The organism is Catenulispora yoronensis (assembly GCF_039531695.1).
GTDB lineage: Bacteria > Actinomycetota > Actinomycetes > Streptomycetales > Catenulisporaceae > Catenulispora > Catenulispora yoronensis.
The window spans coordinates 68,859-82,883 of the sequence record NZ_BAAAQN010000001.1 but is presented as its reverse complement, the minus strand read 5'-3'; the positions used below and the strand labels follow the sequence as shown (position 1 = coordinate 82,883).

Here is a 14,025-nt window from a genome sequence, read left to right as displayed (position 1 = left end):
CGGCGAAGATCAAACGGGTCACCGGTGGACGGTGGTCAGCTCCGTGAGCCCGGAGATCGCGAGAACCGGCTCCAGCAGCGGGTTCGCGACCAGTTCGATGCGCTCGGCATGGGCGAACAACACGCTCAGGCCGGCGCTGTCGAGATACTCGACGCCCTCCAGGTCCACGACGACGGGGCCGGGCGTCTGTTCCAGCGCTGTGGCCAGGATCCCGGTGGTGCTCATGTCGATCTCACCGGCGACCGTCAGGACGGTCACACCGTCCGGCCTCCGGCGCGGAGTCACGGCAAGGAGTGCGGTCATGGCTCGATCCTCGTCTGCATGCGGACAGTGGTACCGGCCGGTCCCGGGGTGACGGCGACCTGGCCCATGAGCGCGCGCATGATCGTCAGACCGCGTCCCCGGTCGGCGGCGCGCCCCTCCTGCGGCGGCTTCCAGCTGCCGCTGTCGGTGATGGTGAGGTGCAGGCTGTCGACGTGCGCCTCGGCCCGGACGTGGACGGTCTGGCCGAGCGCGTCGCGGTGACCGTGCTCGACGGCGTTCGCGCACGCCTCGCCGACCGCGACCAGGACCCGCTGGACGGCGGCCGAGGACAGGTTGCACTGGTCGAGCCAGCCGCGCAGCGCCCTGCGGACCGGCGCCAGCTGCGAGGACTCGGCGGCGAAGGAGATCTGCAAGGGGGCCGGATGCCGGTACATCAGCAGGGCGACGTCGTCGTCGTAGCCCTCGGCGGGGGCCAGGCTGTTCATCACCTCGGTGGCGAGGTCGTCGATCGCGGTGTCGCGGCCTTCGCGCACCGCCGCGCCGGCCTGGTCGATCCCCGCGCTGAGCGGGCGACGGCGGCGTTCGACGAGACCGTCGGTGTAGAGCAGCAGCGTCGAGCGGGCCGGAATCGCGCAGACGCCCTCCGGCCGGACGCGCTCCGGCCGGACGGCCAGCGGCAGTGCCCTGCCGTCCTCCAGCAGATGCGTACTGCCGTCGGCGTGGACGAGGATCCCGGGGGGATGCCCCGCGCTGGAGTACGTCAGGCTGCCGGCCTCGGGATCGAGCACGCCGCAGAACACGGTCGTGCACACCGCTCCGGGCACGCCGAGCGCGAACTGGTCCAGCACCGTCAGCACCTGGGAAGGGCTGGTCTCCTGCAAAAGCAGCGCGCGGCAGGCACTGCGCAGCTGCCCCATGACGCTGGCCGCCCGCAGCCCGCGGCCGACACAGTCGCCGACCACGATGCCGATCCGCCCGTCGGCGAGGCGGACGGTGTCGTACCAGTCCCCGCCGACCTCCAGCGGCCGGGTCGCCGGCTCGTAGCGGACCGCGAATCCCTCCGGCAGCGACGACGGGCCCAGGATGGCGCGTTGCAGCGCGATCGCGGTCTCCCGCTGCTGGTCGATCTGGTGCGCCCGGGCCAGGCCCTGGGCCAGGTGGCTGGCCAGCAGGGACAGCAGCAGGAGGTCCTCCGCCGAGAAGGGCCGCGGCTCGGCCGGTTCCAGCCACAGCACCAGCGGGCCGTCGGGATGCTCCAGCAGAACGCCGGCGCCGCCGTCGTCGGCGACCGTCGTGAGGGCGGGTTGGTGCCGCAGGTCCGCGATCGCCTGACGGCGTGCGGCGGGGAGACGGCGCCAGGCGAGCGCGGCGTCGGTGGGGTCGCCCGAGTCGGTGGCGTTGGCGCCGTCAGCGGCGTTCGTCGTGTCGGAGGCGTCGACGGTATCCGTCGCATCCGTCGCATCCGTCGCATCCGTCGCGTCGCCGACGTCCGTGGTGGTGAGCTCGGGCTCGTCGCCGGAACTGAAGACCGCGGCCACGACCGACCGCGCACGCCACAGCCGCTTCAACTCCAGCAGCGCGCCGTCCACCGCTTCCGGCAGGCTGGCCGCCCGCGCCAGGCCCGCGCCCAGGGCCGCGAGCGCGCCCTCCCTCTGGACCGCGTAGTGCTCGGCGGTCACATCGCGGAACGTCCCGACGATCACGGTGCGATCCGTATCGGGATCCCGGACACGGTCGCTGGCCACGCTGATCCACACCCGGTGGCCGTCCCGGTGGGTCACCGGGACGGTCCGGCTGCCGCGGTCGCGACCGGGCGGCGCGGTGAACGCCTCAGCGGCCTGCCGGTGAGCCTCCGGCTCGGTGCCGGCCTCGGGCCACCAGGGGTGGTCCGGGCGGTAGGGCAGGCCCTCGGGGCCGTAGCCCAGGATCGCGCCGAAGGCGGCGTTCGCCTCGACCACGGTGCCGTCCTGCTCGCAGACGAAGAACGCTTCCTGCAACGAGTCCACCAGCGCGTTGCGCCACCGGATGTGGTGGTTGCGCAGCCGCGAGAGCTCGATGTTCGCGCGGGCGCGGGCCAGGAGTTCGGCCGCCGCGAAGGGCTTCACCAGGTAGTCGTCGGCGCCCGCGTGCAGCCCTTCGATGGACGCCTCCTGCCCGGCGCGCGCCGACAGCAGCAGCACCGGCACCGACGCGGTGCGCGGATCCTCCCGCAGGGCGGCGACCAGGGCCAGGCCGTCCAGGTGCGGCATCATGACGTCGCTGATGACGAGGTCGGGCGGCGCCGAGGCGACGGCGGCCAGGGCCTGCCGGCCGTCCGCGACGGCGCTGACGTCGTAGCCGGCGCCGTGCAGGAGCCGCATCAGGTACTCGCGCATGTCGGCGTTGTCGTCGGCGACGAGCACCCGCCCGGTGGCCGGCTCCGGCCGCCCCGGATCGGCCGCGGAGGCCTCGCCGCGCTCGCCGCTCGGAAGGCCGGCCGATTCCTCCGGCATCCAGCGCAGTGCCTCCTGAAGGAACGGATCGGCGCCGGCGGCCGTCGCGTCCGTTCGGGGCTCGGCCGCGTACACGGCGTCAGCCGGCAGGTGGGCCGAGCCGAAGGGCAGGCGGATCGTCAGACACGTGCCCTCGCCCAACGCCGAGGTCGCGCTGATGGTGCCGCCGTGCAGGGCGATGAGCTCCTTGGCCAGCGCCAGTCCGATACCGCTGCCCTCGGTGGAGCGCGAGCGCGCGCCCTCGATGCGGTGGAACCGCTCGAACAGCCTGGGCATCGCCTCCGGCGCCACCCCGATCCCGGTGTCGGCGACGTCGACCCGCGCCTGACCGTCCTCGGCGCGGACCGTCACCCGGATCGAGCCCTCGAAGGTGAACTTCAGCGCGTTGCTCAGCAGGTTGAGGACGACCTTCTCCCACATGTCACGGTCGATGTGGACCGGTTCGGGCAGGGGTTGGCAGTCGACCTCGAAATCCAGGCCGGCCTTGACGACGGCGGAGTGGAACACGCTGGCCAGTTCGCGGGTGACCGCCGCGAGGTCGACCCGCTCGTAGACGGCCCGCATCCGGCCGGCCTCGATCCGGGAGAAGTCCAGCAGGTTGTTGACCAGCTTGCCCAGACGCAGGCCGTTGCGGCGGACGACCTCCAGGTCGTTCCGCACCTGCGGATCCGCGTCGGCGAGCCGGTTCTGCAACTCCTGGACCGGCCCCATGATCAGCGTGAGCGGCGTGCGGAACTCATGGCTGATGTTGGAGAAGAACGCGGTCTTGGCCCGGTCGAGCTCGGCCAGCTCCTCGGCCCGGCGCTGCTGGGCCTGGTAGCTCCGGGCACTGCCGATCCCGGCGGCGACGTGGCCCGCGACCAGCTCCACGAAGGACCGGTAGCCCTCGTCGAGAAGCCGGTAGCGGTTCAGGGCCGCGACCAGGAACCCGTACGGCCGCTCGCCCTGCTGCCGCAGCGGCACCACGAGCGCCTGCGACGGAGCGAGTTCCCAGGCCCCGGTCGGCAGGTCGGCGAACGGCGCGCCGTCCAGGGGCACCACCGCGCTCTCGCCCTGAGCGGGTACGTCGAGCGGCCACGGCGCCTCGGACCCGGCGGCCAGGACCGGCGCGGCGGCCGGATGCCCGGCCGGGATGCCGGTGGCGGCCGCGAGCCGGGCCCCGCCGTCGTCCTGATACAGATACGTCAGGGTGAACGGCAGGTCGTACGGATTGCGGCCGAGCTGCGCCGCGGCGAAGTCGAGCAGCTCCCGTTCGGTCCGCACCACGCCGGGGTCGGACCCCAGATCCCGCAGGGTGGCCATGCGGCGCTCGCCGATGATCCGTTCGGTGTCCTCGCTGACGACGCAGAGCATGCCCACGACGCTGCCGTCGTCGTTGCGGAGGGGGCTGTAGGAGAAGGTGTGGTAGCTCTCCTCGGTGTAGCCGGACCGTTCGACGAACAGGCGGAGCGCCTCGTCCCAGGTCGCCTCACCGGTGGCGAGGACGGTCTGGATCCGGGGGCCGACGTCGTCCCAGATCTCCTGCCACACCTCACGGGAGGGCCGGCCCAGCGCCCACGGGTACTTCTGCCCCAGTGTGTCGCGCCGGTAGGCGTCGTTGCAGAAGAAGGTCAGGTTCTCGCCCCAGCCCATCCACATGGCGAATTTGGACGCCAGCAGGATGTTCACGGCCGTCTGCAGGCTCACCGGCCAGCCGTCCGGCGGCCCGAGCGGCGTCGCCGACCAGTCCACGCGCGCCAGGTCGGCGCCGACCGTCCGGTCGACCGCGAAGACGGCGGGCCTTTCGCGCGGCGGCCCGGATGCTTCGCCGTCGTCTTGACGCGCCACGGGGTGCCCTTCGTTCGCCGGAGCCTTCATACGTTGTGCCGAGCTCGGGGAGCTCGCGGATCCCGTGGACCGGGCGGACCGAGTGGATCCGGTGAATCCCGTCGCTCCAGTTTGTGAAGTCGACCTTCGCGCCTTCTATTCTGGGGTGAGCGTAAAGGTGCCCCCACCGCACAGGAGCCAAGGTGACCGAACGCACTCTGACCGTATTGCACCGCGAGGACCCCTCGGGGGCCGTCGTGCTGACCGTGGCGGGCGAGCTCGACCACCACACGGCGCCGCGCCTGGCCACGGTCGTCCGGGAGGCGCCGTTCGCGGCGGACGAGCCGACGATCATCGATCTGACGGAACTCACCTACTGCGATTCCACCGGCCTGACGGTCCTCGTCGCCGCTTATCAGCGCAGCAAGGAAAAGGGCGGCGCGCTCACGCTCGCGGGGCTGAACACCGATGTGATGCAGCTGTTCAAGATCGTGGGCTTCGACCAGATCTTCACCTTCGCGCCCACCGTCGCCGAGGCCATCGGCGCCTGAGCCCGCTCCTGGTACGGAGTGCTCCGACCGTTCCATCTCCGCCTCCCATGCAGCTCGACGACATCGAGGTGCCCGTCTAACCCGACGGCGCGGCGATAAAACAGGGATGTGGCTGCGGGGCCTACTTGTGGTCGATCTTTTCGCGAGGCGCGGCGGGTTCGCATTTCGCGTGTCCCTTGCCGTGGCCGGTGAGGCATTTGGGGGTCGGGGTCGTCGGCTTCGGCTTCGGTTTGGGGGAGGGGCTGCGGTTCGCAGGCTGTTCCAGGACTTTTGCCGGTATCGGCGCGCCGCCGGGCTGGGGTGTGGTGGTGGGGGACGAAGTCAGGGGAGCTGCCGGTTCACTGCGCACCAGCCCGGCCGCGCCCGCGCCCGGAGCGGACGGGAGCGGAGTACGGCTGGTGCCCGGGGTGCCGCCGTACGCCGTCCAGTCAGCGGCCATGCCGACGATCCCCATGGCGGTGATCATGGTCACACCGACCACACCCAGGCGGCGACGCGGAAACCACCGCGCTTTGCGCGACGCCGGGACGCTCATGGCGGCGATGGCCGGCACGATCACGTCCGCCGGAGCCTCGGGCAGGCTGTCTCCCGCCTCGGCCAGACTGTCCTCCGCCTCGTTCACCATGGTCCGCACGTCATCAGCCGACGGACGGAGCGACGCTTCCCTCGCGGTCATCGCGCGCAGCACCGCGTTCCACCCAGGTCCCAGCCTGTCCGGGATGTCAGGGCTCCGCAGCGCGTTGGCGACCGCGCGTTCCAGGGGCGTGCCGCGGTACTCCCGGCGCCCGGTCAACGCCTCCAGCAGCACCAAGCCCAGCGAGTAGACGTCGGAGGCCGGCGCCGCCGACAGCCCCTCCGCCTGCTCCGGAGCGAGGTAGCCCGCGGTGCCGACGACGCAGTCGGCGCCGGTGAGCACCGGACTGTCGTCGGCCCGGGCGACGCCGAAGTCCGCGAGATAGGGGGTCCCGTCCTCGGCGATCAGCACGTTGCTCGGCTTGACGTCGCGGTGCACCACACCCCGGGCGTGGACGTACGCCAGCGCCTCCGCCAAGGCGATTCCCACCCGCTTGACGTACCGCGGCTCCACGGCGCCCTGGGCTATCAGCTTCTCCAGCGTCGTACCGCGGACCAGCGGCATGACGATGAACCGGGTCCCGTCCCGGCTCTCGCCCGCGTCGTACAGCGGCAGCAAATGCGCATGCCCCATCGAACCGAGAATCCTGATTTCCTCGCCGACCCGCTCGATGCCCCGGTCACCGACAGCCGCACTACGGAAGACCTTCACGGCCACGGGGCGCTCCAGCACGGTGTCGAGCGCCTCGTAGACAATCGCGGTAGCGCCCTCCCCTATGAGGGAGCCCACCACGTACCGGCCCTCCATATCCATCAGCTGTCCCTTTCCGCTTCGCCCGACTTGCGCCGCGGTCTACCCGGCAAGGCACAAACCATGCGCGACCGTCCCCCACCCACCCCGAGACAAGGATCACGAGAAGCACGCCAGGCCCAAGTTGACAGCGCCGTCGGCGGTACCGAAGACTTACCGCGCATCGTCAGCGGCTCAACGCTCGACGGATCGACCGCCGGGAGCAGCCATGAAGTTCTCTTGCACATCACGACGAGTCGCGGACCACGTGATCCTCACCGTCGCCGGCGACGTCGACCTCGCCGTCCACGCCGCCTTCCAGGCCGCCCTCGACGAACAGTGGCAAGGCGCAGAGAACCTCGTCATCGACTGCTCCGAGATCACCTTCCTGGACTCCATGGGCCTGCGCGTCCTGGTCCAGGCCCTCCAGACCGCCACCACCAACAACCACACCTTCGCCCTGGCAGCCCCTTCAGCGCCGGTACTCCGCGTCCTGGAACTGGCCGGCGTCCAGAGCCTGTTCCCGGTGGTGGACTCGATTCCGGACGATGGCGATGATTCGGACGGCGAGCGCTGAGGTTGTCCTGATTACGACACCGCATCGCCTCTGAACGCGCGAGGCGGTTGGATAGTGTGCCGTTCATGACGAATGCACAGGTGATGACCGTGCTCGGGCCGATCAAGGCGTCCGAGCTGGGGCGGACGATGCCGCACGAGCATCTGCTGTGCAAAGAGCTCGGCATGGGGGAGGGGCCGCTCGACGATCTCGACGGTGCCATCGTCGACCTTCGTGCGCTCAAGGACGTGGGCGGCGGGGCGATCGTGGATCTCACCTCCGGTGGCCTGGGGCGGCAGCCGGGGCAGCTTCGGCGGGCGTCGGAGGAGTCCGGGGTGCACATCGTCATGGGCGCGGGCTGGTATCGCGAGTCGTTCTATCCCGAGGACTTCAACCAGGTGTCGGTCGGTGAGCTCACGGAGCGGTTGCTCGCCGACATCGCGGAGGGCGAGGGCGGCATCCGGCCGGGTGTGATCGGCGAGATCGGGGCGGATCACGCGTATCTCTCGGGTGTGGAGGAGCGGGTGTTGCGCGCCTGTGCCCGCGCGCAGCTGCAAACCGGGCTCGGGATCGTGCTGCACGCCGTGCTGAGCGAGGTCGGTGCCTGGCAGCTCGACGTGCTTGAGGAGGAAGGCGTCGACCTGCGGCGGGTCGGGGTCGGGCATTGCGATCTGTACCCGAATGTGGACTATCACAGCCGGCTCGCGCAGCGCGGTGCCTTCGTGATGTACGACACCCAGAGCTTCCCCAGCGAGGAGCTCGCCGCCACGCGTATCGCGAACGCCGCCGAGATGGTGCGGCGCGGCTACGGCGAGCAGCTGCTGATCTCCCACGACGTGTGCACGCCGAGCGGCCGACGCGCCGGCGGCGGACCCGGCTACTCGCGCACCATCACCGACACCATGCCCGGCCTCGTCGAAGCGGGCGTCGCCCCCGAGGTCACCGAGCAGATCATGACCGCGAACGTCTGGCGGCTGCTCGCCGGAACCGACTGAAACAGCTCGCCGAAGGTCTCACCGGCTGAACTTTCCTGAGTTCGGCCGCCACCCGGGGTAGCATCCCGTCTTGAGACCATCGACGGGAAAAGCGGGTACACGCCTCGGTCTGCGATGGTGGGACGGGGCGTTCGCTATGCGGTTTGGACTGTTGGGCCCGTTGTCAGTGGTGGACGATCGAGGCGGGACGCTCGAAGTGTCCGCCCCGAAAAGCAGGTCGGTGCTCGCGATGCTCCTGCTGCACGCCAACCGCGTCGTTACTCGGCCGCAGCTCGTCAGCGCGGTGTGGGGAGACGATCCGCCCGCGAGCGCCGCGTCCTCGTTGAAGAACCATGTCGTCCAGCTGCGCCGCCTGTTGGCGGGCAGCCAGGTCGGTGGCGCCGATCGGCTCCGGACCGTCGGATCCGGATACCTGCTCCAGGTGCGCGCCGGCGAACTCGACTCCGACGAGTTCGCCGAGCGGCTGAGCGAGGCGCGCGCGGCCCGGCAGGCTGAGGACTGGGAGCTCGTGCGCGTCCGGACCGGGTCGGCGTTGGCTCTGTGGCGCGGCGATCCGCTGGACGATCTCGCCGCCTCGGGCGGGGACCTGCATTCCCGCCTTCAGCATCTGGTGGAGGCGTTTCTCACAGCGCTGGAATGGCATTTCGACGCGCAGCTGTACCTGGGCCAGCATCGGGAACTCCTGCCCGACCTGGTCGCACGCACCGCCGAGTACCCGCTGCACGAGACCCTGCACGGCCAGCTGATGACCGCCCTGTACCGCAGCGGGCGGCAGGGCGAAGCGCTCCGCGTCTTCGGGCAGGTGCGGAAGCGCCTGCGCGACGAGCTGGGCGTCGATCCCGGCCCCGAACTCCGCCAGCTGCACAGACGGCTGCTGATCGCCGATCCCTCGCTGTTGTGTCAGGCCCGCCCGCCGGAGGGAACTTCGCCCGAGCGGATCCAGCCGGAGGGAACTGCGCCGGAGGCCACCGCGCCGGAGAACACCTCGGCCGACCACGATCAGGACACGCAGTTTCGAGCCCTGAGCCGCCCGGCGGCCCGCTCCCAAATCCCCGCCGACACCGCCGCGTTCGTCGGCCGCACCGACGAGCTGAACCGGCTGTGCGCGATGGCGGAGCAGGCCTCGGCCGGCGCGGCGACCGGCGCGGTGGTCATCTCCGCGATCGACGGCATCGGCGGCATCGGCAAATCGGCCCTGGCCGTCCACGCGGCCCACCGCCTGCGCGCGGCGTTCCCCGACGGCCAGCTGTTCATCGACCTGCACGGCCACACCCCGGGCGTCGCTCCGCTGACCCCGGGCGACGCCCTCGAACGGATGCTGCGCTCTCTCGGCGTCTCCCCGCAGCTGATTCCCGGCGACCCGGACGAGTGCGCGGCCTTCTACCGGGACCGGCTGGCGGACACCAGAACCCTGATCGTCCTGGACAACGCAGCCGGCTCCGCCCAAGTCAGACCACTGCTGCCGGCTGCCTCCGGCTGTCTGGTCCTGGTCACCAGCCGCCGGCGCCTGACCGGCCTGGATGACGCCCACCACCTCGCCCTGGACGTGCTGTCCCCCGAGTCGGCGCTCGCGATGCTGCGGCGGGTCGCCGGTCCCGGCCGCGTGCCCGACGGCGACCCGGCGGCCGCCGAGCTGGTCGAGCTGTGCGGCCGGACGCCGCTGGCGATCCGCATCGTCGCGGCCCGGCTGCGCAACCGGGAGCTGCTCCGGCCGCAGGACCTGGTCGACCGGCTGCGCGACGAGCACGGCCGGCTGGAACGCCTCCAGGACGAGGACCGCAGCCTCGCGGCCGTCTTCGAGTCCTCGCGCGCCGTGCTGCCCCCGGCCGAGCAGCGCCTGTTCCGGCTGCTCGGCTCCGTCCCGGGCCCCGACATCGACGTCCATGCCGCGGCCAACCTCCTCGGCGAGGATCAGTGGACTGCGGAGCGTCTGCTGGACTCCCTGCTGGACCACAGCATGCTCTCTCAGTACGCTGCGGGCCGGTACCACCTCCACGACCTGCTCCGGCTCCACGCCCGCGCCGCGCGGCCCGACGACCCCACGTCGCCCCACGAGCGGGCGGCCGCGCTGCAACGGCTGGCCGACTACTACCTGCACACGAGTGCCGTCGCCGACCAGTATCTGGCGCGGCAGACGCGCCCGCGCACGTCCCCGGCCGCCGCCTTCGTGCCGCCGCCGAGCAGCGCACCGGAGCTGCCCGACCGTCGCAGTGCCCTGGCTTGGATGCGGGCCGAGCGGAACAACCTGCTGGCGTCGGTGGCCGCCGCCGGCGCCGAACACGCCGTCGCCCTCACCTCCGCGATGGGTGCGTTCCTGCAACTGGAAGGTCCCTTGACGCTCGCCAAGGACCTGCACGAGGCAGCGGTGGCGGCGGCGGGAGAGATCGGCTTCCGGGGCGCCGAGGCCGGAGCCCTGGTCGACCTCGGCCGGGCCCGGACCGCGGCCGGCGAGTTCGCCGCGGCCGGCGAACTGCTCGAGCACGCCCTGAAGCTCTACCGGGACCTCGACGACCGCTGCGGAGAAGCCCATGTGCTCTACGCGCAGGGCGTGGTCCGCCACCTGCGCGGCGACTTCGAGGCCGCCCGCGAGCTCAACGAGAGCGCCCGGGAGATCTACCGGGAGCTCGGCGAGCGCCGGGGCGAGGCGACGGCCCTCTACGGCTTGGGCCGCGTCGCACTGGTCACGTCGGACCACCGCGCGGCGGCCGACCTGCTGGGGCAGTCCGCGGCGATCATGCGGGAGGTCGGCGACCGGCACAACGAGGCCAACGCCCACTGGGACCTGGGCCGCGTGCGGCAGGCTCAGGGCGACTACTCGGCGGCTGCCGAACTCCACGAGCACGCCCTGGCCGTGTACCTCGACCTGGACAGCAGACACGGCGAGGCCAACACGCGGTGGAGCCTGGGAGGTGTCCGGCGCGTCACCGGCGATCTCGCGGCGGCCGGCGAGATGCTCGAACGGGCCCTGACTCTCTTTGTGGAGCTCGGCCAACCCGACGGCGAGGGCTACGCGTGTCTGGAACTGGCCCGGGTGCGGCACGCCGGCGGCGACGCCGCGACCGCCGTCCGCCTGCTCGAACGGGCCCTGGCCCGGTTCCGGCGCATCGGTAACGGCCACGGCGAGGCCAACAGCAATCTGGCTCTGGCCCGGGTGCGGCAGGCGTGCGGCGACTTCGAATCCGCCGGCGAGCTCCTGGCGAAGGGGTTGGGTTTTTTTCGCGACGTTGACGTCCAGGGCGAGACCGAGGCGCTCAACGACCTCGGTGCTCTACTGGCGCAGACTCAGGGTCCGGAGGCGGCGCTCGTTCCCTATCGCCGGTCTTTGGAGCTTGCCCGCGGACTCGGCAGCCCCCTGGACGAAGCCGCGGCGCTGACCGGTATCGCGCGCTGCGCCGCCCGGCTCGCCGACCACGCCGCCGCCCTGGACAGTATTCAGCAGGCTGTTTCGCTGTACCGGCGCATTGGCGCCGCCGACGCGGAATCGGCAGCCGCGTTCCTCGCGGAACTGAAGGCCGACGGACCCGCAGAGAGCTGAGTTCAGGCGGCCCGGACCCGGCGCCGCCCTCGCCATTACCGGTACGTTCCCGGTTCGTTGCCCACGCCGACAATGATCGAACACGTCGGTTCACCGGCGCCGCGCGCGCCGCAACACGACGGGGTGTGAAGACCTTTTCCCACGCTACGTCGCTGACTCAACGCAGTTGGGAACAGCGGCGTCCGCCAACGCGGGCGTCGGGGTCGGTCCCACTCCGCAGGCAATGCCATTCACCCGATGTTCCGTGCCCTGTGCTCTCTGCTTCCTGCTCCCTGCTCCCTGAAAGGAACGTCACCGTGAGCGCTTCTCGTGAGACCACCGTTCAGGCGTGGAGTTCCTCTCCACAAGCGCACCTGCCCAGACTCGTGGTCGGAATCAGCGGGGCGACCGGGATCGCTTATGGCGTCCGGATTCTGGAGCTCGCACGCAAGGCAGGCGTTCAGACCCATCTGATCGTCACCCCGGCCGGGCAGCAGACGCGGGCGCACGAGACCGGCCTGTCGGCAGCCGACCTGGCCGCGATGGCCGACGTGGCCTATCGCCCCGCCGACGTCGGCGCGGCTATCGCGTCCGGCTCCTTCCGGACGGCCGGGATGATCGTCGCGCCGTGCTCCATCAGGACCCTGTCCGCGATTGCGTACTCCAACGGAGACAACCTACTGACTCGGGCCGCCGACGTGACGCTCAAGGAGAGACGGCGGCTGGTGCTGATGGTGCGCGAGACGCCGCTGACGCTGGGGCACCTGCGCGCGATGACAGCCGTCACCGAGTCCGGCGGGATCGTGATGCCGCCGGTCCCGGCCTTCTACCTGCGGCCGGAGAGCGTCGACGACATCGTCGCGCACACCGCCGGCCGCGCCTTGGAACTGCTCGGCATCGACGTGCCGGACCAGCCCCGGTGGGGCGAATGAGACACCCGCGACCGTACGACCGCGAACGAAGGACGACCCGGCAGTGAGACATCTGAGAAGCCTGCGCGAGTTCATCGACGAGCTGGAGAGGATCGGCGACCTCCACGTCGTCGACAAGGAGGTCGACTGGAACCTGGAGGTCGGCGCGGTGATCCGCCGCTGCTACGACGTGCAGGCCCCGGCGCCGCTGTTCACCAACCTCACCGACTACGGTGACAGCGGCTTCCGACTGTTCGGCGCGCCCGGTGCGCTGTCGGCGTCGGGTCACCCGCTGGCCCGCATCGCCCTGGCGATCGGCCTGAACGCCGCCGCCTCCGGCCAGGAGATCGTCGAGGCGCTGGCCGCCGCGCGCTCCAAGCCGGGCATCGCGCCGGTCGTGGTGGAGCGCGACGCCGCGCCGTGCAAACAGAACGTCATGCTCGGCGAGGACATCAACGTCCTGAAGTTCCCGACCCCGCTGATCCACGGCAACGACGGCGGCCGGTACATCCAGACCTACGGCATGAACATCGCGAAGACGCCGGACGGTGCGTGGACCAACTGGTCGATCAACCGCATGATGATCCACGATCGCAGCACCCTGGCCTGCCTGATCCCGGCGCCGCAGCACCTGGGGGTGATCCGGCAGCAGTGGATCGAGCGCGGGGAGCCGATGCCCATCGCTCTGGCGATCGGCGTCGAGCCGGGACTGCCCTGGGTCGGGGGCATGCCGATCCCCGAGGGCGCCGACGAGTCCCACTACCTGGGCGCGCTGTTCGGCGAGGGCATCGAGGTGGTGCCGGCCGAGACCGTGGACCTGGTGGTCCCGGCCACCGCCGAGATCGTCATCGAGGGGCACATCGCGCTGCCGGACGAGACCGTCATGGAAGGGCCCTTCAACGAGTTCCCCGGCTACAACGCCACCGAGGCCGGCCCGAAGGCCGTGTTCCACATCTCGGCGATCACCTACCGCGACGGCGCCATCCAGCCGGTCGTCGCGGCCGGCCCCCCGGTCGAGGAGGACCACACGATCATCGGCACCACCTCCGCGGCCGAGATCCTGTACCTGCTGCGGGAGGCCGGCCTGCCGATCGCCTCGGCCTGGTACAACTTCGAGGCGGCGGTCCACTGGCTGACGCTGGCCGTGCGCCAGGACTGGCACGACACGACCGGACTGGGCTCGCACGAGCTCGTCGACAAGATCGCCGAAGTGATCTTCCACGGCAAGCCGTCGGTCAACGCCCCGAAGATCCTCCTCGTCGAGGACGACGTCGACATCACCGACCTCGCCCAGGTGGTGTGGGCCTTCGCGACCCGCTCGCACCCGGACGTCGGCCGCGGCGCGTTCCACTACCCGCCGGCCGTCAGCGACCAGCTCGCGGTGTACCTGTCGCCGGAGGAGGCGCACACGTTCTCGGCCGGAAAAGTCGTCTACAACTGCCTGCTCGCGGACCTCTACCCCCGAGGCCGCCGACCGGTGAAGGGCAGCTTCGAGAACGGCTGGCCGGCCGAGATCCAGGAACGCGTCCTGAAGAACTGGACCGAGTACGGCTTCTGAGAGCCGGGGAAGTGA

General features: G+C 71.1%; 9 protein-coding genes. 6 read left to right on the top strand and 3 right to left on the bottom strand.

What is annotated here, in order from left to right:
• Positions 1-18: 18 nt before the first annotated feature.
• Together ABD481_RS00285 and ABD481_RS00280 are read right to left on the bottom strand one after the other, a co-directional pair.
• Entirely contained in the window at positions 19-303 is a 285-nt protein-coding gene (locus ABD481_RS00285; RefSeq protein ID WP_344663392.1) for an STAS domain-containing protein, read from the bottom strand.
• Positions 300-4,583, bottom strand: a complete 4,284-nt coding sequence (locus ABD481_RS00280) for a SpoIIE family protein phosphatase (protein WP_344663391.1) — start codon at positions 4,581-4,583, stop codon at positions 300-302. The genes ABD481_RS00285 and ABD481_RS00280 overlap by 4 nt, the downstream gene beginning before the upstream one ends.
• 182 nt (positions 4,584-4,765) lie before the next feature.
• Here ABD481_RS00280 and ABD481_RS00275 point away from each other — a divergent pair, with 182 nt between their 5' ends.
• Positions 4,766-5,113 (top strand): STAS domain-containing protein, encoded by a 348-nt coding sequence (locus ABD481_RS00275; protein WP_344663390.1) that lies wholly within the window; start codon positions 4,766-4,768, stop codon positions 5,111-5,113.
• A 121-nt stretch (positions 5,114-5,234) separates the two neighbouring features.
• Here ABD481_RS00275 and ABD481_RS00270 read toward each other — a convergent pair whose 3' ends face one another.
• Positions 5,235-6,500, bottom strand: a complete 1,266-nt coding sequence (locus ABD481_RS00270; RefSeq protein WP_344663389.1) for a serine/threonine-protein kinase — start codon at positions 6,498-6,500, stop codon at positions 5,235-5,237.
• A gap of 205 nt (positions 6,501-6,705) precedes the next feature.
• On the opposite strand from ABD481_RS00270, the gene ABD481_RS00265 reads away from it, so the two are divergent.
• The 5 genes from ABD481_RS00265 (at position 6,706) to ABD481_RS00245 (ending at position 14,010) form a co-directional block, all read left to right on the top strand.
• Entirely contained in the window at positions 6,706-7,053 is a 348-nt protein-coding gene (locus ABD481_RS00265) for an STAS domain-containing protein (RefSeq protein ID WP_344663388.1), read from the top strand.
• Positions 7,054-7,118: 65 nt separating this feature from the next.
• Positions 7,119-8,027, top strand: coding sequence for a phosphotriesterase family protein (locus ABD481_RS00260; RefSeq protein WP_344663615.1), 909 nt, complete (start codon positions 7,119-7,121; stop codon positions 8,025-8,027).
• Positions 8,028-8,223: 196 nt separating this feature from the next.
• Positions 8,224-11,562, top strand: coding sequence for an AfsR/SARP family transcriptional regulator (locus ABD481_RS00255; protein ID WP_344663387.1), 3,339 nt, complete (start codon positions 8,224-8,226; stop codon positions 11,560-11,562).
• 353 nt (positions 11,563-11,915) lie between these two features.
• A complete protein-coding gene (locus ABD481_RS00250) occupies positions 11,916-12,473 on the top strand; it encodes a UbiX family flavin prenyltransferase (RefSeq protein WP_425559085.1) in 558 nt (185 codons plus the stop codon).
• 43 nt (positions 12,474-12,516) lie between these two features.
• A complete protein-coding gene (locus tag ABD481_RS00245; RefSeq protein ID WP_344663385.1) occupies positions 12,517-14,010 on the top strand; it encodes a UbiD family decarboxylase in 1,494 nt (497 codons plus the stop codon).
• The last annotated feature ends 15 nt before the right edge of the window (positions 14,011-14,025 follow it).